Origin of the sequence: Pseudarthrobacter sp. WHRI 8279 (assembly GCF_040224115.2) — a bacterium.
GTDB lineage: Bacteria > Actinomycetota > Actinomycetes > Actinomycetales > Micrococcaceae > Arthrobacter.
Window position 1 is genome coordinate 2,778,678 of sequence record NZ_CP168162.1, and the last position, 21,063, is coordinate 2,799,740.

Here is a 21,063-nt window from a genome sequence, read left to right on the forward strand (position 1 = left end):
TGTCAGCCAGCCCGCGTATCAAAACGCCGCCGGTACTCCGTGGGCGTCGTCGAAAAGGCGGCGGCGAAGTTCTGCCGGAGGGTGACGGCGTTGCCGAAGCCGCAATCGGTAGCCACCTGTTCGATGGACAGGTCCGTGGTTTCGAGCAGCCGCCGGGCTGCGTCAAGGCGGCGGGCACGGATCCAGGCGGCCGGCGTCGTTCCTGTTGCGGCCCGGAAGGCGCGGACAAAGGTGCGGCGGCTCAGGTGCGCCTGCGTCGCCAGCAGGTCGACGGTGAGCGGTTCACCCAGGCGGCCCAGGACCCATTCAAGCAGGCGCGAGATCGGGTCATCCGCGGCGCGTTCAGGCACCGGGCGCTCGATGTACTGCGCCTGCCCGCCCTCCCGGTGCGGTGCAATGACCAGGCTGCGTGCCACCTGGTTCGCCGCCTCCGCTCCGAGCCGGGCGCGGACCAGGTGCAGGCAGGCGTCCAAGGCAGAGGCGGTGCCGGCCGAGGTCAAGACGTCGCCGTGGTCGATATAAAGCACTGACTGATCAAGGGCGATATCGGGATGCCGCGCCGTCAGGGAATCAAACGCCTGCCAGTGCGTGACCGCCCGGCGCCCGGCGAGCAAGCCGGCGTCGGCAACGGGAATCGCACCAAGGCACAAGCCCAGGATGGGCACCTTTCGTCCATGCGCCCTTTGGAGCACCTGCCGCAGCGAATCACTCGGCAGCCGCCCGTCGTCGAACCATGAAGGCACCACCACCACGTCCGCCGCCTCCGCGGCTTCCGGCCCTTCCACCTCGCCCAGCCGGTAGCCCTCAGCGGTGGTTACCTCGCCTGCCTGGTCGGAAAAGAGAACGGTCTTCCACCCGGCGAGGCCTTGGCGGGCAACCTCGTCAAAAACCATCTGTGGAACGGCCAGGTGGAACATCGTCGCCCCGTCGAACGCATAGACCGCAATCTTCATCATGCCCCTTCCCAACAGCTTGGCCCGAATCCATCGTATATCTGCCTTCGTGCCACTGTTGGCCCGCGTCGACAGCGGGAAAACTGGAACAGTTGCCACATGGCACCCCAAAATAACCACCAGGGAGAAACCCGAATATGAGCACCCCCCGCCGCGCCCTCATCCTCATCGACGTGCAGCAGCAGTACTTCAGTGGCCCGCTCGAAATCCAGTACCCGCCGCACCAGGAGTCGCTGCCCACGATTGCCAGGGCAATTGACGCGGCCACCGCCGCCGGGATTCCGGTTGCCGTCATCCAGCACTCTGCAGGCGAAGGCGCACCCGTGTTTGCACCCGGCACGCCCGGATTCGAACTGCACCCCGAGATTGAACGCCGCAAGACCGGTGAATGGAAGTCGCTGGTCAAGCAGTACGGCTCTGTCTACGCCGGCACGGACCTCGCCGAATGGCTGCGGAAGCACGACGTCGACACGGTCACCCTGGTGGGCTATATGACCAACAACTGCGTGCTCGCCTCGGCCGTGGAGGCAGAGTTCCTTGGCTTCACCACAGAAGTCCTCTCCGACGCCACCGGCGCCATCAACATCGCCAACGCCGCAGGCTCCGCCGACGCGAAGGCCGTGCACACCACCCTGCTCGCGCTGCTGAACTCGAACTGGGCAGCGGTGGCGGATACTGACACCTGGACCAATGCCCTGGCTGCGGATCAGGCCCTGCCGGGGAGCGACCTCGGCAGTTCTGCCGTCGCCGGTTTGGAGCTGGTCCCGCAGGCGTGACCGGCGGCCCGGGCTTCCCGCCGGTCACGCCGGCGGGAAGCCCGGGAACACCAGCAGCACGCACGCTGTTGCACCCACGGGGACAAGCCCCAACGAATTACAAGGACTCAACACATGAAGTGGTTTCTTCTCGCCGGCGCGATCCTGAGCGAGGTGACAGCATCCCTCTCGCTGAAAGCGGCCCTTGATAATCCTGCCTTCTTCATTTTGGTGGTCCTCGGATATTCCGCTTCCTTCGCTTTCCTCGCAGGAGTCCTCCGGAAGGGCCTTGGCCTCGGCGTTGCCTACGGCATCTGGGCTGCGCTGGGTGTGACCCTCACCGTGCTGCTGGCCGCCGTCCTTTTCGGCGAAGCCCTGACGCCGGTGATGATGGCCGGCGTCGCCATGGTGATCGGCGGAGTCCTCTGCGTGGAACTCGGGTCGCACAAGGAGCGGGCAGATGAACCCGCGGAAGACATGGTCCTCTCGTGATGTGGCTGCTGCTGTCGGCAGCCATCCTCACCGAGGTGACCGCCACCCTGCTCCTGCGGGTCGCCTCCACCGGAAAGCGGCGCTGGTACGTTCCTGTCGCCGTCGGATACTTCCTTGCCTTCACCCTCCTCACGCTGACCCTGGAACAGGGCATGAACCTCGGCGTTGCCTACGGGATCTGGGCCGCCGCCGGCGTCGCACTGACAGCCCTGGCCAGCCGCGTCTTCTTCAAGGAGACAATCACCCCGGTCATGATGCTGGGGCTCGGCCTCATCATAGGCGGTGTCCTGCTGATCGAGCTGGGCGCGGCGCACTAGGCAGGACGCTCACCGTGGGCTGGCACGGCCGGACGCCGTGGCAAATCGGGCCTGTTCTCTCATCGCGGACGGCCCCTCCCCCATGCGCTCCGTCCATGTTCAAATGGGAAGGTTGAACCGGCCGCCCGAGTCCGCTCCACGGCCTCGGACCGATGGAAGGAAGCACATGACCGATCGCCCGGAACACCCTCCAATCCCCACTCCCGGAAGTGCCCAAGGCCTGGACTCCAAGGTCGGGGGCGGATGCCCGGTGGACCACGGCAGCGTGACCTCGCACGGCAGCGAGAGCGAAAACCCGGCCATCGATTCACCCGAGCCGAAGGGGCACCGGCCACGCACTGTGGCGGACTGGTGGCCCAACCAGCTGGACCTCTCGGTGCTTCACGCCAACCACCCCAAGGGCAATCCGCTCGGCCCGGACTTCAGCTACCGCGACGAGTTCCAGAAGCTCGACGTCGAGGCACTGAAGCAGGACATCACCGAGGTCCTCACCACCTCCCAGGACTGGTGGCCCGCGGACTTCGGCCACTATGGCGGCCTGATGATCCGCTTGAGCTGGCATGCCGCCGGCACCTACCGCGTCCACGACGGGCGTGGCGGCGCCGGGGACGGCAGCCAGCGGTTCGCGCCGCTCAACAGTTGGCCGGACAACGCCAACCTGGACAAGGCCCGGCGCCTGCTGTGGCCGGTCAAGCAGAAGTACGGCCAGAAGCTCTCCTGGGCAGACCTGCTGGTCCTCGCCGGCAACGTAGCGCTTGAGTCCATGGGCTTCAAGACCTTCGGTTTCGCCTTCGGCCGTGAGGATGTGTGGGAGCCCGAAGAGATCTTCTGGGGCCCTGAGGACACGTGGCTGGGCGACGAACGCTATATCGGCGAAGGCCAGATGTCCGAGGAGGTCGGTTCCACGGAAATGGGGCTGATCTACGTCAACCCCGAGGGACCCATGGGCAACCCGGATCCCAAGCTCGCGGCAGCGTTCATCCGCGAGACGTTCAAGCGGATGGCCATGAACGATGAAGAGACGTTTGCGCTGATCGCTGGCGGCCACACCTTCGGCAAGACCCACGGGGCGGGCGACGCCGATGCGCACGTCGGCCCGGAGCCGGAAGGCGCCGACCTTGAAGCGCAGGGCCTCGGCTGGCTCAGCACCTACGGCAGCGGCAAGGGTGCGGACACGATCACCTCCGGCCTCGAGGTCACCTGGACCGACAAGCCCACCCAGTGGAGCAACCGCTTCCTGGAGATCCTGTTCGAGTACGAGTGGGAGCTGGTCAAGAGCCCCGCCGGCGCCCACCAGTGGGTGGCCAAGGACGCCCCGGAGATCATCCCGGACGCGCACGATCCCAACAAAAAGCACCGGCCCACCATGCTGACCACGGACCTGTCGCTGCGCTTCGACCCTATCTACGAAGAAATCGGGCAGCGCTTCCTGAAGAACCCGGACGAGTTCCAGCTCGCCTTCGCCAAGGCCTGGTACAAACTGCTGCACCGCGACATGGGCCCGGTCGGCCCGCACATGCTCGGGCCGTGGGTTCCGGAAGCCCAGCTGTGGCAGGATCCCGTTCCCGTCGTCGACCATGAACTGATCGGCGAGCAGGACATCGCGTCCCTGAAGGCCCGGCTCCTGGACTCCGGCCTGTCCGTCTCCCAGCTGGCCACGACGGCATGGGCTGCCGCCTCCACCTTCCGCAAGACCGACAGGCGGGGCGGCGCCAACGGTGCCCGGATCCGGCTGGAGCCGCAGCGTGGCTGGGAGGTCAACGAACCTGAGCAGCTTTCGACGGCGTTGCAGGCCATCGAGCGCGTGCAGCAGGAGTTCAACTCGTCCCAGGCGGGAGGCAAGAAGGTCTCGCTGGCGGACCTGATCGTCCTCGGCGGCTGCGCGGCGGTGGAGAAGGCAGCGGGCGACGCCGGCTTCCCCGTCACCGTGCCGTTCCGTCCAGGACGCACCGATGCCGCCCAGGAACAGACCGACGTCGAACAGTTCCAGTACCTGAAGCCGCGGGCTGACGGATTCCGCAACTACGTGCGCCCCGGCGAGAAGCTCCAGCCGGAGACCCTCCTGCTGGACAAGGCGTACCTGCTGGACCTTTCCGCTCCGGAGATGACGGCGCTGGTGGGTGGCATGCGCGCCCTTGGCACCAACGTTGGCGGCTCCAAGCACGGCGTCCTCACCAACCAGCCGGGGGTCCTGACCAACGACTTCTTCGTCAACCTGCTCTCCCCCGGCACCAAGTGGAAGGCGTCCGAGAACGAGGAGAACGTTTACGAGATCACGGACGTCGCCACCGGTGAGCTGAAGTGGACCGCGACCCCGGTGGACCTGGTGTTCGGCTCCAACTCGCAGCTCCGGGCACTGTCCGAGGTCTACGCGAGCGGGGACGGCAAGGAGAGGTTCGTCAACGACTTCGTGGCGGCCTGGGTGAAGGTCATGGAACTCGACCGCTTCGACCTCAAGTGATGCACGTGAGCTGAAGACCGTTTATTGGTTCAGGCGTCCGGGCCGGTTGCGTTTGCAGCCGGCCCGGATGTTTGCCCATCATCAACAGCAGCTCAGGGAATCAGGTTCTCGGCCTTGTAACGGTCGAAGAGCGCAATAAAGGCGTCGAGCGTCCGCCGGTACCCGGTGAATCCCGCGTCCCGGCTCTTGCCCATGTCCGTCACAACCTCAATGCCGCGCCCCAGGTCGCCGTCCGTGTGCCACCAGGATGCCAGGCGGTTCAGGTCGGGTTCGCTGAGGTTGTGGCGCGCGGCGATGTCCCGCCACTGGTCCTCCCGGCCCGCCATTGACTGCTCGAGGGGGCGGGGCGTTCCCTTGTACCCCTCCCAGTCCACACCGAAGTAGGCCGCGAGCTTCGGCCACATCCAGCGCCAGCGGAACACGTCGCCGTTGACGATGTTGAAGGCTTCGTTCGCGGCGGCGGGTGTGGTGGAGGCCCACAGCATGTGCTCGGCGAGCAGGCCCGCGTCCGTCATGTCTGTCAGTCCGTTCCACTGCGTTTCGGAGCCCGGGAAGACGAATGGCTCCCCGCTCTCGCGGCACAGGGTGGCCTGGGCGGCGAGCGTGAGGCCCATGTTCATGGCGTTCCCGACGGCGTGCCCGATCACCGTGTGCGCGCGGTGCACGGACCAGGTGAACCCCTGCCTGGCCGCGGCGGCCCAGAGTTCGTCCTCCTGGGCGTAGTAGAAGTTCCGCACGGGAAGGCGCGGTTCCTCCTCGTGGAAGGGAGTGTCCGGCATTTCACCGGCGGCATACGCTTCGAAGGGTCCGAGGTAGTGCTTGAGGCCGGTCATCAGTGCAACGTGGGCCACGTCCTTGCCGCGAAGCGCAGCGAGGAGGTCCCGCACCATGCCGGCATTGACCGCGATGTTCTCCTCCTCCGTGTCCCGCCGCGACCACGCCGTGAAGAAGACATGCGAGGGGTTCTCCGGACCGAGCACGGCGGCCAGCGATGCAGCAGAGGTCAGGTCTGCTGAAAGCCACCGGACCCCGGGCCTTTCTTCCCCGGGCTTCCGGGAGAGGGCGAGCACTGTCCACCCCTGACCTGCCAGGGTGTCGACGAGGGCGGACCCAGCGATGCCGGTCGCCCCCACTACAAGAGCTGTACGCCCGGTGCCCGCTGTTGTTCCTGCCTCAATCGTCATGCTTTCTCCTTTTCGCGCCTGCTGCACACGTCCGCGCACGGTCGCGCGCCAAGTCCTCTAGCGACAAGCCGCCGGCCGAGTGAGATATTCCGCGGCCCGTCGTCGTCCGCTCAGCCTTTGGCTGCCGGGCTTCACCCGTTAGCCTGCTGGAATGGTCCCGGAAGAGCAGGAACTGACAGGCGGCAACGCGTCCGGCAGGGTTGTGCGCATCGGCAACACCGTACGGAAACCCTGGCTGGAGAACTCCGCCGCGGTGCAGGACTACCTCACCGCGCTCCGCTCGTCGGGCGTCGACGTTCCCCGGCCCCTGGGAAGGGACGACGGCGGCCGGAATGTTTTCGAGTATGTGGACGGGGTCCTGGCGTTGGAGGAGTTACCGCTCACCGAGGACGATCTGCTGCGGGTTGGGCGGATGATCCGCGAGATCCATGACGCGAGCGAAGCTTTTGTGATCCCTGATCCAGGCGGCTGGAACATGCTCCTGCCTGCTGAGGCTCCAGACCTGATGTGCCATAACGACCTCGCGCCGTGGAACCTCGTCAGGGGTGATCGGTGGGTCTTCATCGATTGGGACGGTGCCGGTCCCAGCACCCGGCTGTGGGACCTTGCCTATGCAGCGCAGTCCTTTGCCATGCTGGTCGCCGGACAGCCGGCGGCGGAAGCGGCCGCAAGACTGGGTGCCATCGTTGACGGTTACCAGGCCGATGACACTCTCCGCGCGCAGTTGCCTGCGGCCATGGCCCGGCGGACGGAAGCGATGCTCAACCTCCTGGAGTTTGCCCACGGAACCGGATTCCAGCCGTGGGCGGACATGTACATCAACGGCCATGGCGAACACTGGCGCGGCGCGGCCCAGTATGTCCGGCAGCACCAGTCGGCGTGGGAGCAGGCCCTCATCCGGCGATAACCGGCCGGAATCACAGGGATGCAGCAAGCCCTCGGCTACGCTCGTCTGATGGCCCGACTCATCGCCCCCGACGCAAGTTACCACTCCTCCTGGCTGGAAGGAGCGGCGGAATTCGACGGCGCCCGGCAGGACGGCGCCGGCACAGAGGGCTGGCAGCTGGAAGAGCTCAAGGATGCGCAGGGGTTCAGCCGCTTTGTCGACTGGCTCGTCAAGGACGCACTGCCGGAGACCCCGCGGAAACCGGAGCACGTGCCCTGCACCTACCTGTGGATCGTGGAAGATGACACGTTCCTTGGGTCTTTGGCCATCAGGCATGAACTGACCGAGTTCCTCCTCAACGAGGGTGGCCACATCGGCTACAGCGTCAGGCCCTCCGCCCGGCGCCGCGGCCACGCTGCCCAGGCACTGGCTGACGCCCTGCCCATTGCCAGGGAACTGGGAATCCGCCGGGTGCTCCTGACCTGCGATGAGGACAACTTCGCCTCCCGGGGCACCATCGAAAAGAATGGCGGCCTCTATGAGGACAGCCGCAACGGCAAACGCCGCTACTGGATCGATAACGCCTAACGAAGACCTATCGCCTACCCCGCCGACCGCAGCGACGTGATCATCCGCTTGATGTCCGCATACTCCGGCGTCCCCGCGTACAGCTTCGCCTTCTCCAGGTACGGCAGCGACGGGTCGCCCGGCGTCAGGTTCAGCTCCGGGTTGTAGAACGCCCCGAACGTGGCGGCGTTGGGCGGCCAGTTGAAGAAGTGGAACATGTAGCAGGCCGAGTCACCTTCGGGCAGCGGCGCGGTGGTGATGCCGTAGGCCGCCGCCGGGGTGTCCGGCGGACCGGCAGCGGCGTCGTTGCCGCGGGTCTCGAACGTGTATCGGGGCACGGTGCCGTACTGGGCCAGCTGCGGCAGGTCCTGCGACTCCAACACGGAGTAGGGGTACTTCTCCGTGCACGTGGAACCGGTGGCCATGTTGGTGCGGAGCGTCGCAAGCAGCCGCCCATCCTCGCTGGTCACCTCGGCAAACGCTCCGCCGCCTTCCGCCAACTCCCCAGCCGGATCCTTGATGTTCCAGGACGACGGGAGGTCGAAGGACAAGTCGCCCGCCGCCGTCGTGTACGTGGTCCAGGAGGCCGACGCCGGGGCGCTGGTTGTCGGGTTGGGCGTCGCTGATGCACCGGCTGTTTTCGTCGTGCTTGCCGTCGCTGAGGCGAAAGCGCCCGACGGCGTCCCTTGCGGCTCCGCGGCCGGCCCGCCGCACGCGGTGAGCAGCGAAAGTGAAAGAAGTAGTGCCGCGCCGGGCCACGCTGACCGCCGCATGTCCGCCTCCTCGGAAGCCGTTGTGATCCCTCAATTGTGGCGCCGATGCGCCTGCCGGAATCCATTAGTCAACCGATTGGAGCCAAACCGTTGCAGCCCATAACGAAAGCCATCTCAAGACCCCGGCGCCCGCCGTCGGACGTCTACGTCCCCCTCAACGCACTTTGCGGTGCGGGCTGCTTGGGCGAGCGGATCGCAACCAGCGTGAACACGAAGGCGGCCGTGGCCGTAACCACCAGCAGCATCAGGCCGATGAAGTAGCTGTTGTCCTCGGCGTTGTACGTGGCCCCCATGACCAGCGGCGGGAAGTAGCCGCCCATCCCGCCGGCCGCGCTGACAATGCCGCTGATGCTGCCCACCTTCCCCTGCGGCGAGAGCCGGCCCACCCACGCGAACACGCCGCCGGTACCCAAACCGAGCGCGGCAGCCATCGCCACAAAGGTCAGGCCGGCCGGGATCTCGCCGTCGGGCCGCAGGTTCACAACAAACGCCAGCACCGCGATGCCCGCCAGGGACGAGAGGACCACCGGCTTGGACCCGATCCGGTCCGCCAGCACTCCCCCGACAGGCCTGAACAGCACCGCCGCCAGAGCGAACCCGGCCGTGCGGGTGCCGGCCGCGGTCGGATCGAACTGGTAGATGTCCCGGAGGTACGTGGGCAGGTAGGTGGCAAAGGAGACGAACCCGCCGAAGACAATCGCGTAGAGGAAGCACAGTTTCCAGGTGACGGCGAGCCCGGCCGCGTCCTTCAGCTTGGGAATCACCGGCGCGGTGTTCCGGTGCCAGTCCGGCGACTCCTTCAGGTTGAACCAGATTACGGCCCCCATCACCACCAGGAGCCCGGCAATCAGCAGGTGCGTGGACAAGTAGCCGATCCAGGTGACCAGGCGCGGGGTCAGGAAAGCCGCCAGCGCGGTGCCGCCCATCCCGGCGCCGAACACGCCGGTGGCAAAGCCGCGGCGGGACGGCTCGTACCAGGCAGACACAAAGGGAATTCCGACGGCGAAAACGGTGCCTGCGATGCCCAGCAGGAGGCCCGCGCCCAGCACCACCGCGTAGGAACCGAGCGCGCCGCCGAGGGCCACCAGCAAGACAGGAGGCACGCTGCCGAGCAGCACGAACGTGAACATCACCCGCCCACCGAACCGGTCCGTCATGGCTCCGACGACGATCCGGCCCAGCGATCCCACGAAGATGGGCATGGCCACCAGGACGGCGGTGGCGGTGGAGTCCAGCCCCATCTCCTGCGTATAGCGGGCGCCGAGGGGCGCCACGATGTTCCACGCCCAGAAGGCCATCACCGATGCGCTGGTGGCCAGCGCCAGGTTCAGGCCCTTGCCGGGATGGGAGGTTTCCGTGGGCGGTACGGGATTGGCGGGACGTGCGGCTTCAGTCATGGTGTGCTCCCCTCACCGGTTCCGGGTGTCCCGGTCCTCGGTCCCCACAGCCGACCAGCCGCGCTTGCCGCCGGGGGCATTCGGGTTGTGGACGGAACTGGCGCCGGACTTGTTCCCGGCCCTGCCCCCGGGCCGTGCGCCTCCGGACCGTGCACCCGCGCGCCGTCCTGCCCTGCCGCCGTCGCGGTCCCGCGAGCGGTACACGATGTACGGGCGGAACAGGTAGTGGAAGGGTGCGGTGAAAGCGTGGACCAGCCGGGTGAAGGGCCAGATGATAAACAACGCCATCCCCACCAGCGTGTGCAGGTGGAAGGAGAACGGTGCCGCAGCCATGGCGGCAATGTCCGGCTGGAAGATGAACAGGGACCGGAACCACGGCGCCACGGTTTCGCGGTAGTTGTGCCCGTGCTCGCCCTCGAACACGCTGGCCAGGGTGGTCCACAAACCGAACACGATGGCCGCCGTGAGCACCACGTACATGGCCTTGTCGTTCTTGGTGGTGGCCATGAACACCGGCCCGGTGGTGCGGCGCCGGTAGATCAGCAGCACGATCCCGCCCAGTGTGCCGATGCCCGCGATCCCGCCCACGAACAGGGCGTTGAAGTGGTAGAAGTCCTGGCTCATCCCTACCGCCTCGGTCCAGGACTTCGGAATGACCAGCCCGAAGAAGTGCCCCGCAACCACGGCGAGCAGCCCGAAGTGGAACAGCGGAGAGGCGATCCGCAGCAGCCTGGACTCGTACAGCTGCGAGGACCTGGTGGTCCAGCCGAACTGGTCGTACTTGTACCGCCAGACCAGCCCGCCCACCAGGACCACCACCATGACGTAGGGCAGGACGCCCCACAGCACAATGTCCAGGGCGGAAAGTTCGACGGCGGCAGCAGGCTCAGTCTCAAAGTTCGGGCTTGCGAAAGCCAGCATGGTCACGCCCCCTTCACGGGCAGCAGGCGCGGATCGTACGGGTCAAGGCCCACGGCTTCGCTGGGCGGCCCGTAGCCTGCCATCCGCATCACGGCCTGCTCGTCCGCCGGCGATTTTCCAGGGAGCGTGGCGCAGATCGCCTGCAGGATCCGGGCATGCGGCAGCTTGTCCTTAAGCAGCCCGAACTTCAGCATCTCCAGGCTGGGGCGGTACTGCATGAGCAGCTCCCGCCCGGCCGCGAAGTCCACCAGGGCCGTGTACTCGAGCACCATGGGGAGGTAGTCCGGCAGCTCCCCCTGGGTGTCCACCAGGATGTCGCTTTGCCGGTAGGCCTTCTTGAAGCTGCCCAGGACCTCGCCCCGGCGCCGGGTGTCCCCGTCCGTCCAGTAGCTCAGGTGCAGGGCATGGCGCCGGCTGAGGTCGAACTCCCGCACGTAATGCGCCTGGCTTTCCATCAGCGGTGTTGCCTCCAGCGCATCCAGCACCTCCTGGAAAGGTTCGACGGCGCCGGCGAACTCCGCCAGCGCGGCGCGCATGAGCGGTGCCTTGGCCAGGAGGTCCTCATCCGGGTAGGACAGGCACCATGCACCGGCCATGTACAGCACCTGGTCGCGGCGGCTCACGGCTGGTCCTCCGCCGCGGCCAGGGTGCCGGGCTCGGGCCCCTTGTCCGGGAAGAGTCCGGGCGGCGCCCCGCGGCCGTCCCAGTTCAGCAGGTTTACTCGGCCTTTGAGGCTGGTGCCCGCCGCGATTTCGTCGGTGGTCTGCCGGTCCTTGAGGGCGTTGAAGGTGTCCACGGCTACCGGGACAGGCCTGCCGCTCGCCTCACCGAAGGGCGAGGAATCCTGCATGCCCGGGCCGCCGTCGAAATCCAGCGAGCAGCCCATCTCCTCCAGGTCGTGGGCCTGCTCCACATGCGCCTTGGGGATGACGTACCGTTCGTCGTACTTGGCGATGGCCATCAGCCGGTACATCTCGTACATGGTCTGCCCGTCCATGCCCACGGATTCGGGGATGGACTCGTCCGGATCGTTGCCCAGGCTGATGCCGCGCATAAAGGAACGCATGGCAGCGAGCTTCCTCAGCACCGCGGTGACCCGGTCCGCGTCCCCGGCTGTGAACAGCTCCGCCAGGTATTCCACCGGGATGCGCAGCGCGTCGATTGCGCCGAACAGGTTTCCGTGGTCCTCGCCGTCGTGCCCCTGGTCCCGCAGCAGGTCCACCACCGGGGACAGCGGCGGCACGTACCAGACCATCGGCATGGTCCGGTACTCCGGGTGCAGCGGCAGCGCCACCTTGTAAACCTTCGCCAGGGCATACACCGGCGAGCGCCGGGCGGCATCGATCCAATCTTCCGGAATATCCTGCGCCCTCGCCTCGGCCTGGACTACGGGATCGTTGGGATCCAGCAGCACGTCCATCTGGGCGTCGTAGAGTTCCTTTGGATCGGTGACGGACGCCGCCGCGGTGACCGCATCGGCGTCGTACAAAAACAGCCCCAGGTACCGCAGCCGGCCCACGCAGGTCTCCGAGCACACGGTGGGAATCCCCACCTCCACCCGGGGGTAGCAGAAGGTGCACTTCTCCGCCTTGCCGGTCTTGTGGTTGAAGTAGATCTTCTTGTACGGGCAGCCCGTGACGCACTGCCGCCAGCCGCGGCATTTGTCCTGGTCCACCAGCACAATCCCGTCCTCCACCCGCTTGTAGATGGCACCGGAGGGGCAGGATGCCATGCAGGACGGGTTCAGGCAGTGCTCGCAGATCCGGGGCAGGTAGAACATAAACGTCTGCTCGTAGGCGAACTTGATCTTGTCCTCGGACTCCCGCCGGACCTTCTCCACCAGCGGGTCCAGGTGGCCGTTTTCGGCGGACCCGCCCAGGTTGTCGTCCCAGTTGGCGGACCAGGTGACCTTGGTGTCCTCGCCGGTGATCAGGGATTTGGGCCGGGCCACCGGAAAATCGTCGCCCAGGGGTGCGTCCACCAGGGTTTTGTAGTCGTAGGTCCAGGGCTCGTAGTAGTCCTTGAGCTCGGGCTGGACCGGGCTGGCGAACAGCCCGAACATCTTCTTCACCCGCCCGCCGGCCTTCAGCACCAGCTTGCCCCGCTTGTTCAGGTCCCAGCCGCCGCGCCACTTGTCCTGGTCCTCGTACCGGCGGGGATACCCCTGCCCGGGGCGGGTCTCCACGTTGTTGAACCAGACGTACTCGGTGCCCGCCCGGTTGGTCCACGCCTGCTTGCAGGTGACCGAACACGTGTGGCAGCCGATGCACTTGTCCAGGTTCATCACCATGCCCATTTGCGCCATGACTCGCATCAGTACTGCACCTCCTGTGAGCGGCGGCGGACCGTGGCCACCATGTCGCGCTGGTTTCCGGTGGGGCCGAGGTAGTTGAACGCATATGCCAGCTGGGCGTAGCCGCCGATCAGGTGCGAGGGTTTCACCAGCAGCCTGGTGACCGAGTTGTGGATGCCGCCGCGCCGCCCGGTGGCCTCCGACTTCGGCACGTCGATGGTGCGTTCCTGCGCGTGGTGGACGTAGACCACGCCAGCGGGCATCCGGTGGCTGACGATGGCCCGCGCCACCAGGACGCCGTTAATGTTCAGGCACTCCACCCAGTCGTTGTCCCTGACCTCGATGGAGTCGGCGTCCGCCGGGCTCATCCAGACCGTCGGCCCGCCGCGGGAGAGGGAAAGCATCAGCAGGTTGTCCTGGTATTCGGAGTGGATGGACCACTTGGAGTGCGGCGTCAGGTACCGGACCACCACCTCCAGCTGCCCGTTCCGGCCGAGTTTGGGTTCGCCGAACAGCCGGTGCATGTCCAGCGGCGGCCGGCAGATGGGGAGCCCCTCGCCGATGTCCGTGATCCAGTCGTGGTCCAGGAAGAAGTGCATGCGCCCGGTGAGGGTGTGGAAGGGCTTGAGCCGTTCGATGTTGATGGTGAACGGGGCGTAGCGGCGGCCGCCCGTTTCCGAGCCCGACCATTCCGGCGAGGTGATCACCGGGACCGGAGCCGCCTGGGTCTGGGCGAAGGTGATGAACTTTTCCTCGGACCCCTCGGAGAGGTCCGCCAGTTTCCGGCCCGTACGGACTTCGAGGTCCTTGAAGCCCTGAACGGACAGCACGCCGTTGGTGGTGCCGGAGAACGCCAGGATGGCTTCCGCCATTTTGGCGTCCGTGTCCATGGCCGGGCGGCCGTCCGCGGCGCCGCCGAGCATCACGCCGTTCGAGTGGCTGAGCCGCTTCAGCGGCTCCTCCAGTTTGTAGGTGATGTTCTTGACGGTGAAGCCCAGCCTGTCCGCAAGGGGTCCGACGGCGGCGAGCTTGTCCGCGATGGTTGTGTAGTCCCGCTCCACCACGGAGAAAACGGGCATGTTTTGCCCCGGAACGGCGGGGATGTCCGGCGCCCGCCAGTCGCGAACGATTCCGCCGGGCTGGGCGAGCTGGCCCGGGGTGTCGTGCTGCAGCGGCACGCTGACCAGGTCGCGGCGGACTCCCAGGTGGGTCTTGGCCAGCCTGGAGAACTCCCGGGCCAGCAGGTGGAAGGTGTCAAAGTCCGTCTTGGTTTCCCACGGCGGGTCGATGGCCGGAGTGAACGCGTGGACGAACGGGTGCATGTCCGTGGAGGAGAGATCGTGCTTCTCGTACCAGGTGGCGGCGGGGAACACGACGTCGGACAGCAGCGTGGTGGAGGTCATCCGGAAGTCGGCGGAGACCAGGAGGTCCAGCTTCCCTTCCGGCGCCTTCTCGTGCCACTTCACGGAGGTGGGCTTGAGCCCTTCGGCATCCTTGCCCAGGACGTTGTTGTGGGTGCCCAGCAGGTTCCGCAGGAAGTACTCATTGCCTTTTGCGGAGGAACCGAACAGGTTGGAGCGCCACAGGACCAGCGTGCGCGGCCAGTTCTCCGGGGCGTCCACATCCTCGATGGCCGGGTTCAGGGTGCGGTTCTTGAGTGCGTCCGCGATGTAGGTGGGGGTGTCCTTCGCGGTCCCGGCGGCGACGGCGGCCTCGGCCTCATCCGCGAGGTCCAGCGGGTTGCGGTCGAACTGGGGGTAGAACGGCATCCACCCGAGCCGGGCGGACTGGGCGATGGCGTCCGCGGTGTGCAGGCCGTCCAGGGCTCCGGTGGACAGCGGGGACTTCAGCGCATCGGCGGAGTACCCGTCCTGACGCCACTGGTCCGTGTGCATGTACCAGTACCCGGTGCCGATCATGGTGCGCGGCGGCCGGGACCAGTCCAGGGCGTTGGCCAGCGACACCCACCCGGTGATGGGGCGCGTCTTCTCCTGCCCCACGTAATGGGCCCAGCCGCCGCCGTTCCGGCCCATGCAGCCGGTCAGCATCACCAGCGCCAGGATGGCCCGGTAGGTGGTGTCGCCGTGGAACCACTGGCAGATGCCGGCGCCCATGATGATCATGGACCGGCCCTTGGACTGCTCGGCATTGCGGGCAAACTCGCGGGCCACACGGATGCAGGCCTGGGCGGGAACGGACGTGATCTCCTCCTGCCAGGCCGGCGTGTAGGGGGTGGTGGCGTCGTCGTACCCCGCTGCCCAGTCCCCCGGCAGCCCTTCGCGGCCCACACCGTACTGGGCCAGCATGAGGTCGAACACCGTGGTGACCAGCTGGCCCTCCACTTCCATCACGGGCACCCCGCGCCGGAGCACGCTGCCGGTGCCGTCCGCCTGCTCGAAGCACGGAAGCAGGATCTCGGCGCTCTCCCCCGAGACCTCCCGCAGGGACAGCGCCGGTTCCATCCCCTCCAGGTCCAGATTCCACTTGCCCTCGCCGCTGCCGGAGTAGCGGAAGCCCATGGACCCGTTCGGGACGGCGGGACGGCCCGCTTTTTTGTCGAACAGGACGGTGCGGAAAGCAGCGTCCTCAGCCCCGGACTCCGCCGGGATGTCACGGGCGGTGAGGAATTTCGACGGCGTCAACGCGCCGTCGTCGCGCTTCTCCAGCCGGACCAGGAACGGCAGGTCCGTGTACTGCTTCACGTAGTCAGTGAAGAAGGGGACCTGCCGGTCCACGAAGAATTCCTTGAGCATCACGTGGCCCATGGCCATGGCCAGCGCGGCATCGGTGCCGGCCTGGGCGGGGAGCCACTCGTCCGCGAACTTGGTGTTGTCCGCATAGTCCGGGCTGACGGTGACCACCTTGGTGCCGCGGTACCGCACCTCGGCCATCCAGTGCGCGTCCGGGGTGCGGGTGACGGGGACGTTGGAGCCCCACATCATGAGGTAGCGGGCGTCCCACCAGTCGCCGGATTCAGGGACGTCCGTCTGGTCGCCGAACACCTGCGGGCTGGCCACGGGAAGGTCCGCGTACCAGTCGTAGAAGGAGGTCATCACGCCGCCGATGAGCTGGATGAAGCGTGTGCCCACGGCATGCGAGACCATGGACATCGCCGGGATGGGCGAGAAGCCCGCACAGCGGTCCGGGCCGTAGGTCTTGATGGTGTTCACGTGCGCGGCCGCCGCGATCTCGATCGCCTCCTGCCAGGAGACGCGCACCAGTCCGCCCTTGCCGCGTGCCTGCTGGTAGCGGCGCCGCTTGTCCGGGTCCGCGGCGATCTCCGCGAAGGCGAGGACCGGATCGCCCAGCCGGGCTTTCGCCTCACGGTACATCTCAACCAGGACACCGCGGGCGTAGGGGAAGCGGACCCGCGTGGGCGAGTAGGTGTACCAGGAAAAGGCCGCCCCGCGCGGGCAGCCCCTTGGTTCGTATTCAGGACTGTCAGGCCCCACCGAAGGATAGTCCGTCTGCTGCGACTCCCAGGTGATGATGCCGTCCTTGACGTACACCTTCCAGGAGCAGGAGCCGGTGCAGTTCACGCCGTGGGTGGAGCGGACCACCTTGTCGTGGCTCCACCGGTCGCGGTAGAAGATGTCCCCCTTGCGGCCGCCTTCCCGAAAGACTGCCCTGCCGTCGTCGGTCTGGTCCCACTTCGTGAAGAACCTGCCCACCTTCAGCATTGCATCCGATGCTGCTCCGTCTACCCCCGGGACAAAACGCTCCTCTGCCATGCTGCCACGGTAGGCACGGCCTTTCCGGACGAGTAGGGTCTTTCGACTCGTTGCGTTTTGGGAGGGGCAGGACTAGGTTTCGGGGCTGCCGTAGGCTGAAATCCGCAGGCGACGGACAGGAGACAGACGGTGGCCGAGACGAAGGCGACGGAAACTGCAATGACGGGGACAACAGTGGCGGGAACGGCAGCGACCAGCACGGAGGTGGCGGGGCTGATGGCCGAACTGGCTGCGCTCGAGGACCCGCGGGCACGCGAGGTGAACGAGCGGCACGGGGACGACCACGGCGTGAACCTCGGCAAGCTGCGTAGCATCGCCAAGCGGCTGAAGACCCAGCAGGACCTTGCCCGGGAGCTCTGGGGCACCGGGGACACCGCGGCCAGGCTGCTGGCGCTCCTGGTCTGCCGGCCCAAGGCGTTCGGGCGGGATGAACTGGATACGATGCTGCGGGAGTCGCAGGCGCCCAAGGTGCAGGACTGGCTGGTGAACTACGTGGTGAAGAAGGGCCCGCATGCCGAAGAGCTGCGGGTAGCCTGGCTGGCCGATCCTGATCCAGCGGTGGCCAGTGCCGGCTGGGCCCTGACTAGCGAACGCGTGGCGAAATCGCCCGAAGGCCTGGACCTCCCGGGGCTGCTGGATGTGATCGAGGCAGAGATGAAGGATGCTCCGGACCGGCTGCAGTGGGCCATGAACACCTGCCTTGCCCACATCGGCATCGAACATGCCGCGTACCGGGCGCGGGCGCTGGAGATCGGCGAGCGGCTGCAGGTGCTCAAGGACTATCCCACGCCCCCGGGCTGCACGTCGCCGTTCGCCCCGGCGTGGATCAATGAGATGGTCCGCAGGCAGGACGGCGCGTAGGAACGGCGAAGCCCCCGCGCGAGTCTGGCTCCAGCGCGGGGGCTCCTTGGTGCTTCCGTGTTGGGGAATAACGTGGAAACAGATAGCAACTTACCGGCTGGTAACCGGCCCGAAAGTCCATTTCGCAGGGTCGCCGCAAATCTTGATTAAACATTGAGGGACACAGCGGGACCCTGGTTTCGGCCCTAGTCCGTCTCCGGCGCGTCCGTGGCGTCCGGATCCTCCTCGGGCTCAAAGGTGTTGGGTTCAGCATCCGTACCGATTCCGACGCCATCCTCCTGGCCGGGAACACCGCCGTCGCCCTTTCCCTGGGGACTGGCTGCACCCTCCTGCGGATCGTCTTCAGGCAGTGAATCTGGTGAGTTGAGAGTCATCGCTCCTCCTTCATTGGCCGGTCCTTCACGCTAACAGCCCCCGGCAGGAAAGGCGCGGATACAGCCAAAGATTTTACGGCCGACGGCGGGCGGGCGCCGCTGCGCGGAGGATGACTTCCAGCCCGGCAGGTGTGCCCGGCCAGTGCCGCCCAAGCGCCCCGGGACCCGCCCGTTTGAGGACAGAGCGCAGTACCAGCGCTACGATGACGGCGTCATCCGCGTAGCCGATCACCGGAATAAAGTCCGGCACCAGGTCGATGGGCAGGAGCAGGTAGCCGAGCAACAGGACCAGCCGCACCCGCACACCAGCGGGGAGGGTCCGGTCCGCGGCAAGCCTCCGGACCAGCCGGAGCAGGTCCGGGAGCAGGCGCAGCGCGTCCTTCATAGTGACGGTTTCGGGGTGGCGCCGGGCGTAGATCCACAGGAGCAAGAGGAGCACGGCGTATGCCAGCAGCAGGCCGGCCACAACTCCGGCAACGGTTTCCCAGGTCATCCTCCGCCTCCTCCGCAGGGCCGGTGGTGGACGCCGGCTACTGACTGAGGGTACGCCAAGGGGCGGTGCTGCTACGGCGTCATCCGGTAGCCCACGCCCCGGACGGTCTCCACCCAGCGGGGATTCTGGGAGCTGTCACCCAGGCGCTTGCGCAGGTTGCCCACGTGGACCTCGACGGCGCGTTCCTCGCCCGCCGTGACAAAGGATCCTGTGTTGTACGGCTCGTTGCGAAGCCGCCGCACCAGGTCCGCCTTGGTCTGGACGGTCCGTCCGTTCTCCATGAGCACCAGGAGGATGTCGAACTGGGTGCGGGTCAGGTCCACGGGCTCGCCGTTGATGGATGCCTGGCGGGACGCCTCGTGGAGGGACAGGCCGCGGTGGGCGAAATCGCAGCAGCCCGGGGCCGCAGGTGAACCCGCCTCACCCTCCGGGCTTTCGTGGGGCTGCTGCCCCACAGTGGCACCCTGCCGGGTTTGCCTTGGCGGTTGCCGTTCGCCTCTTCGTGGCGGAAGCGCCCGTTCTGCCGGAGCCTCCCGCAGGGTCCGCGGGCGCCGGAGCATGGCGGCAATCCGCGCCCGCAGCTCGCGGGGGCGGAAGGGCTTGGTGAGGTAGTCATCCGCGCCAGCCTCAAACCCCATCAGGGTGTCGGCTTCGTCCACCCTTCCGCTGACGATGATGAGGTAGGCGTCGCTGAAGGTCCGGATACGCCGGGACGCCTCGATGCCATCAAAGTCCGGAAGGCCAACGTCCATGGTGACGATGTCCGGGTTATGCTCGCGGACGGCATCCACGCCCGCAACGCCTGAGGCTGTTGAATGGACGGCGAACCCCGACTGCTGCAGCACTTCCGTCAGGGTTGTCCTGATGTCGTCGTCGTCCTCCACCACCACGGCAACACCGCGCTCCACCATTCACTCCCCCAAGCTCTCTTCACTTTTGCGCCCAGGTTTTCCTCAAGCACATTCAAGGAATATTCGGAGAAACGGGCAATATGGATTGCTTTTGTTATTCCGCACCTGGGCCGCGTAAAAGCCTAACCCAATGGATTGAAAGGTTACTTATCTCCTTCGTCTAAATTGAGCATTTCTTGAGCTTTGGCAAATATTGCGTATTTCCTGAGATATGCCTCACGAAAAATTAAGTTCGTTGAGCTATTGCCTTCGGCGGAGTTCCTGGCTGAAGATCAAGCTGTGCGCTCCACAGGGGCGCAATTGCTCGCTGGGAGCAACCGAAAAGGGGCGTTTCATGGCTGATTTTCGCTTTTTTGTCTCACATCCCAAGCGCCGGACGAAACCGCTGGCAATGCTGGCAGCGGCCGCCGTCGCAATGCTTGCCTGCGTGCCGTCCGCCCAGGCAGCGGACACCACGCCGCTGGACCCCAACCCGGGGCCCGCAGGAAACTTCGCCTGGAAGGGGTTCAACTGGGAGAAGCGCTTCTGGGGTGGTGCACCGCAGTACAACAAGGCTTTCGCGGCCGCGAACGTCAGCAATCCGGATGCCAACGGCCACATCACCATGAACCTGACCAACCCCACCGGCGAAGCCCCCGTGGGAGCGGAGTTCCAGTCAACGCGGAAAGGGTTCGGTTTCGGGACCTACACCACCACCGTGGAAAAGAACCTGGAAACGCTGCAGAAAGAAGTGGTGTGGGGCTGCCTGTTCACATACGACCCCCTAGCCGAACCGGGCTACAACGAAATCGATCTCTGCGAGGCCTCGGCGTGGGGCGGCGGAGCCGCATACGGGGAGTCCTGGCCGGTGACCCAAGGCCACGGCTATTGGTTTGATGCCACCAAGCCTCCCGGTGAAGGAAACAACACCACGGTCTTCGGCGTCACGCCGGACCCGGTCACCACCCACCGGATGGTGTGGGAGCCGGGGAAGATGACTTTCGAAACCTTCGCCGGGGAAGGGTTTGCGGGCAGCCTCCTGAAGCGCACGGTTCTGGAAGGGGCCACTGTCCCGGTGCCGGCCCAGGAACAGATCCACTTCAACCTGTGGGTAACCGGGGGCGGCGGCGGGGATCCTGCCCATGTGCAACCGGAAAGCGTGGTGATCAGGGATTTTTCCTTCACCGCAGCTTCCGGCCCAGTGCAGGCGCAACCCGTCTCCGCCATCAAGCTGGCTGCCGCCACCACCAAGGCGAAGTCCGTCAGCACCACCACCCTGACGTGGACAGGGGCCACGGGCACCAACGTGACGCTGTGGATCAACGGGGCACAGAAGTCCGTGGCCAATACAGGCTCCTACGTCAACAAAATCAAGGGTGGAAAAACCACTTCCTATAAAGTCTGCGATGCCGCCGGGTGTTCGAACGTGGTCAGCGTGGTGACTTGACCCGCCGTCGTAATAGCCACAAGCAGAACGCAGGGCACCATCAACGATGCCCTGCGTTCCTGCTGACCGCGCAGTTGTGGTCCGGGGACTACTTGGCCCGGAACTACTTGGTGCCGCGGACGGGGATGATCCTCTTGATGGCGAGGCCCAGTGCCAGGAGCGCAAAGGCTGCGAGGGCGAACCAGAACACGTCCCCCGCGCCGGTCATGGCGAGGGTTCCGGAACCGGCCCCGGCTGCTGCGGGAACTGCTGGATTGTTATACATGGT

20 protein-coding genes are annotated in these 21,063 nt (G+C 66.3%); 8 read left to right on the forward strand and 12 right to left on the reverse strand.

Annotated elements, in window-relative coordinates:
- Nucleotides 1-2: 2 nt before the first annotated feature.
- On the reverse strand, nt 3-956 hold the full coding sequence (locus ABRP28_RS12800; protein WP_350005712.1) for a helix-turn-helix domain-containing protein: 954 nt from the start codon (nt 954-956) through the stop codon (nt 3-5).
- Between the two features lie 134 nt (nt 957-1,090).
- Here ABRP28_RS12800 and ABRP28_RS12805 point away from each other — a divergent pair, with 134 nt between their 5' ends.
- The 4 genes from ABRP28_RS12805 to katG all read left to right on the forward strand — a co-directional run bounded on the left by ABRP28_RS12805 (nt 1,091) and on the right by katG (nt 4,978).
- Nucleotides 1,091-1,729 (forward strand): isochorismatase family protein, encoded by a 639-nt coding sequence (locus tag ABRP28_RS12805; RefSeq protein ID WP_350005710.1) that lies wholly within the window; start codon nt 1,091-1,093, stop codon nt 1,727-1,729.
- Nucleotides 1,730-1,843: 114 nt separating this feature from the next.
- Nucleotides 1,844-2,200: an SMR family transporter gene (locus ABRP28_RS12810; protein WP_350005708.1), complete on the forward strand. Its 357-nt coding sequence runs from the start codon at nt 1,844-1,846 to the stop codon at nt 2,198-2,200.
- A complete protein-coding gene (locus ABRP28_RS12815) occupies nt 2,197-2,517 on the forward strand; it encodes an SMR family transporter (RefSeq protein WP_350005706.1) in 321 nt (106 codons plus the stop codon). The genes ABRP28_RS12810 and ABRP28_RS12815 overlap by 4 nt, the downstream gene beginning before the upstream one ends.
- A gap of 166 nt (nt 2,518-2,683) precedes the next feature.
- Entirely contained in the window at nt 2,684-4,978 is a 2,295-nt protein-coding gene (gene katG, locus ABRP28_RS12820; RefSeq protein ID WP_350005704.1) for a catalase/peroxidase HPI, read from the forward strand.
- A 92-nt stretch (nt 4,979-5,070) separates the two neighbouring features.
- On the opposite strand, the gene ABRP28_RS12825 is transcribed toward katG, so the two are convergent.
- Entirely contained in the window at nt 5,071-6,162 is a 1,092-nt protein-coding gene (locus tag ABRP28_RS12825; protein ID WP_350005702.1) for an SDR family oxidoreductase, read from the reverse strand.
- Nucleotides 6,163-6,313: 151 nt separating this feature from the next.
- Here ABRP28_RS12825 and ABRP28_RS12830 point away from each other — a divergent pair, with 151 nt between their 5' ends.
- Together ABRP28_RS12830 and ABRP28_RS12835 are read left to right on the forward strand one after the other, a co-directional pair.
- Entirely contained in the window at nt 6,314-7,069 is a 756-nt protein-coding gene (locus ABRP28_RS12830) for a phosphotransferase (protein WP_350005700.1), read from the forward strand.
- A 48-nt stretch (nt 7,070-7,117) separates the two neighbouring features.
- On the forward strand, nt 7,118-7,636 hold the full coding sequence (locus tag ABRP28_RS12835) for a GNAT family N-acetyltransferase (RefSeq protein WP_350005698.1): 519 nt from the start codon (nt 7,118-7,120) through the stop codon (nt 7,634-7,636).
- A gap of 14 nt (nt 7,637-7,650) precedes the next feature.
- Here the strand turns inward: ABRP28_RS12835 and ABRP28_RS12840 are convergent, their stop codons facing one another.
- The 6 genes from ABRP28_RS12840 to ABRP28_RS12865 form a co-directional block, all read right to left on the reverse strand.
- The gene (locus ABRP28_RS12840; RefSeq protein ID WP_350005696.1) at nt 7,651-8,388 is read right to left on the reverse strand and encodes a hypothetical protein; all 738 of its coding nucleotides are present in this window, start codon (nt 8,386-8,388) and stop codon (nt 7,651-7,653) included.
- A 143-nt stretch (nt 8,389-8,531) separates the two neighbouring features.
- On the reverse strand, nt 8,532-9,785 hold the full coding sequence (locus tag ABRP28_RS12845) for an MFS transporter (RefSeq protein WP_350005694.1): 1,254 nt from the start codon (nt 9,783-9,785) through the stop codon (nt 8,532-8,534).
- A gap of 12 nt (nt 9,786-9,797) precedes the next feature.
- On the reverse strand, nt 9,798-10,706 hold the full coding sequence (gene narI, locus ABRP28_RS12850; protein ID WP_350005692.1) for a respiratory nitrate reductase subunit gamma: 909 nt from the start codon (nt 10,704-10,706) through the stop codon (nt 9,798-9,800).
- A 2-nt stretch (nt 10,707-10,708) separates the two neighbouring features.
- Complete coding sequence (gene narJ / locus ABRP28_RS12855) at nt 10,709-11,329, reverse strand: nitrate reductase molybdenum cofactor assembly chaperone (protein WP_350005690.1); 621 nt, start codon at nt 11,327-11,329, stop codon at nt 10,709-10,711.
- Nucleotides 11,326-13,020 carry a nitrate reductase subunit beta gene (gene narH / locus ABRP28_RS12860; RefSeq protein WP_350005688.1) on the reverse strand — a complete coding sequence of 565 codons (1,695 nt, stop codon included), beginning with the start codon at nt 13,018-13,020 and terminating at the stop codon, nt 11,326-11,328. Before narH ends, narJ begins: the two co-directional genes overlap by 4 nt.
- Complete coding sequence (locus ABRP28_RS12865) at nt 13,020-16,730, reverse strand: nitrate reductase subunit alpha (protein WP_350005686.1); 3,711 nt, start codon at nt 16,728-16,730, stop codon at nt 13,020-13,022. The genes narH and ABRP28_RS12865 overlap by 1 nt, the downstream gene beginning before the upstream one ends.
- A gap of 159 nt (nt 16,731-16,889) precedes the next feature.
- Between ABRP28_RS12865 and ABRP28_RS12870 the strand changes: the two genes are divergently transcribed.
- The gene (locus ABRP28_RS12870; RefSeq protein WP_350005684.1) at nt 16,890-17,591 is read left to right on the forward strand and encodes a DNA alkylation repair protein; all 702 of its coding nucleotides are present in this window, start codon (nt 16,890-16,892) and stop codon (nt 17,589-17,591) included.
- A 185-nt stretch (nt 17,592-17,776) separates the two neighbouring features.
- Here the strand turns inward: ABRP28_RS12870 and ABRP28_RS12875 are convergent, their stop codons facing one another.
- From ABRP28_RS12875 to ABRP28_RS12885, 3 genes are all read right to left on the reverse strand, one after another.
- On the reverse strand, nt 17,777-17,965 hold the full coding sequence (locus tag ABRP28_RS12875) for a hypothetical protein (RefSeq protein ID WP_350005682.1): 189 nt from the start codon (nt 17,963-17,965) through the stop codon (nt 17,777-17,779).
- A 73-nt stretch (nt 17,966-18,038) separates the two neighbouring features.
- Nucleotides 18,039-18,458 carry a YkvA family protein gene (locus ABRP28_RS12880; RefSeq protein WP_350005680.1) on the reverse strand — a complete coding sequence of 140 codons (420 nt, stop codon included), beginning with the start codon at nt 18,456-18,458 and terminating at the stop codon, nt 18,039-18,041.
- 71 nt (nt 18,459-18,529) lie between these two features.
- Nucleotides 18,530-19,369: a response regulator transcription factor gene (locus ABRP28_RS12885; protein ID WP_350005678.1), complete on the reverse strand. Its 840-nt coding sequence runs from the start codon at nt 19,367-19,369 to the stop codon at nt 18,530-18,532.
- A gap of 334 nt (nt 19,370-19,703) precedes the next feature.
- On the opposite strand from ABRP28_RS12885, the gene ABRP28_RS12890 reads away from it, so the two are divergent.
- Nucleotides 19,704-20,795, forward strand: coding sequence for a hypothetical protein (locus ABRP28_RS12890; protein WP_350005676.1), 1,092 nt, complete (start codon nt 19,704-19,706; stop codon nt 20,793-20,795).
- A gap of 103 nt (nt 20,796-20,898) precedes the next feature.
- On the opposite strand, the gene ABRP28_RS12895 is transcribed toward ABRP28_RS12890, so the two are convergent.
- Nucleotides 20,899-21,060 carry a hypothetical protein gene (locus ABRP28_RS12895; protein ID WP_231453749.1) on the reverse strand — a complete coding sequence of 54 codons (162 nt, stop codon included), beginning with the start codon at nt 21,058-21,060 and terminating at the stop codon, nt 20,899-20,901.
- Between the last annotated feature and the right edge of the window lie 3 nt (nt 21,061-21,063).

What these genes read in the sequence shown, in the direction of transcription:
- ABRP28_RS12800 (WP_350005712.1), bottom strand. Translation starts at nt 956, where the DNA reads ATGATGAAGATTGCGGTCTATGCGTTCGACGGGGCGACGATGTTCCAC.
- narH (WP_350005688.1), bottom strand. Translation starts at nt 13,020, where the DNA reads ATGCGAGTCATGGCGCAAATGGGCATGGTGATGAACCTGGACAAGTGC.
- ABRP28_RS12835 (WP_350005698.1), top strand. Translation starts at nt 7,118, where the DNA reads ATGGCCCGACTCATCGCCCCCGACGCAAGTTACCACTCCTCCTGGCTG.
- ABRP28_RS12880 (WP_350005680.1), bottom strand. Translation starts at nt 18,458, where the DNA reads ATGACCTGGGAAACCGTTGCCGGAGTTGTGGCCGGCCTGCTGCTGGCA.
- ABRP28_RS12890 (WP_350005676.1), top strand. Translation starts at nt 19,704, where the DNA reads ATGGCTGATTTTCGCTTTTTTGTCTCACATCCCAAGCGCCGGACGAAA.
- ABRP28_RS12875 (WP_350005682.1), bottom strand. Translation starts at nt 17,965, where the DNA reads ATGACTCTCAACTCACCAGATTCACTGCCTGAAGACGATCCGCAGGAG.
- ABRP28_RS12845 (WP_350005694.1), bottom strand. Translation starts at nt 9,785, where the DNA reads ATGACTGAAGCCGCACGTCCCGCCAATCCCGTACCGCCCACGGAAACC.
- ABRP28_RS12870 (WP_350005684.1), top strand. Translation starts at nt 16,890, where the DNA reads ATGACGGGGACAACAGTGGCGGGAACGGCAGCGACCAGCACGGAGGTG.
- ABRP28_RS12840 (WP_350005696.1), bottom strand. Translation starts at nt 8,388, where the DNA reads ATGCGGCGGTCAGCGTGGCCCGGCGCGGCACTACTTCTTTCACTTTCG.
- ABRP28_RS12825 (WP_350005702.1), bottom strand. Translation starts at nt 6,162, where the DNA reads ATGACGATTGAGGCAGGAACAACAGCGGGCACCGGGCGTACAGCTCTT.
- narI (WP_350005692.1), bottom strand. Translation starts at nt 10,706, where the DNA reads ATGCTGGCTTTCGCAAGCCCGAACTTTGAGACTGAGCCTGCTGCCGCC.
- ABRP28_RS12885 (WP_350005678.1), bottom strand. Translation starts at nt 19,369, where the DNA reads ATGGTGGAGCGCGGTGTTGCCGTGGTGGTGGAGGACGACGACGACATC.
- katG (WP_350005704.1), top strand. Translation starts at nt 2,684, where the DNA reads ATGACCGATCGCCCGGAACACCCTCCAATCCCCACTCCCGGAAGTGCC.
- ABRP28_RS12830 (WP_350005700.1), top strand. Translation starts at nt 6,314, where the DNA reads ATGGTCCCGGAAGAGCAGGAACTGACAGGCGGCAACGCGTCCGGCAGG.
- ABRP28_RS12810 (WP_350005708.1), top strand. Translation starts at nt 1,844, where the DNA reads ATGAAGTGGTTTCTTCTCGCCGGCGCGATCCTGAGCGAGGTGACAGCA.
- ABRP28_RS12805 (WP_350005710.1), top strand. Translation starts at nt 1,091, where the DNA reads ATGAGCACCCCCCGCCGCGCCCTCATCCTCATCGACGTGCAGCAGCAG.
- ABRP28_RS12895 (WP_231453749.1), bottom strand. Translation starts at nt 21,060, where the DNA reads ATGTATAACAATCCAGCAGTTCCCGCAGCAGCCGGGGCCGGTTCCGGA.
- ABRP28_RS12865 (WP_350005686.1), bottom strand. Translation starts at nt 16,730, where the DNA reads ATGGCAGAGGAGCGTTTTGTCCCGGGGGTAGACGGAGCAGCATCGGAT.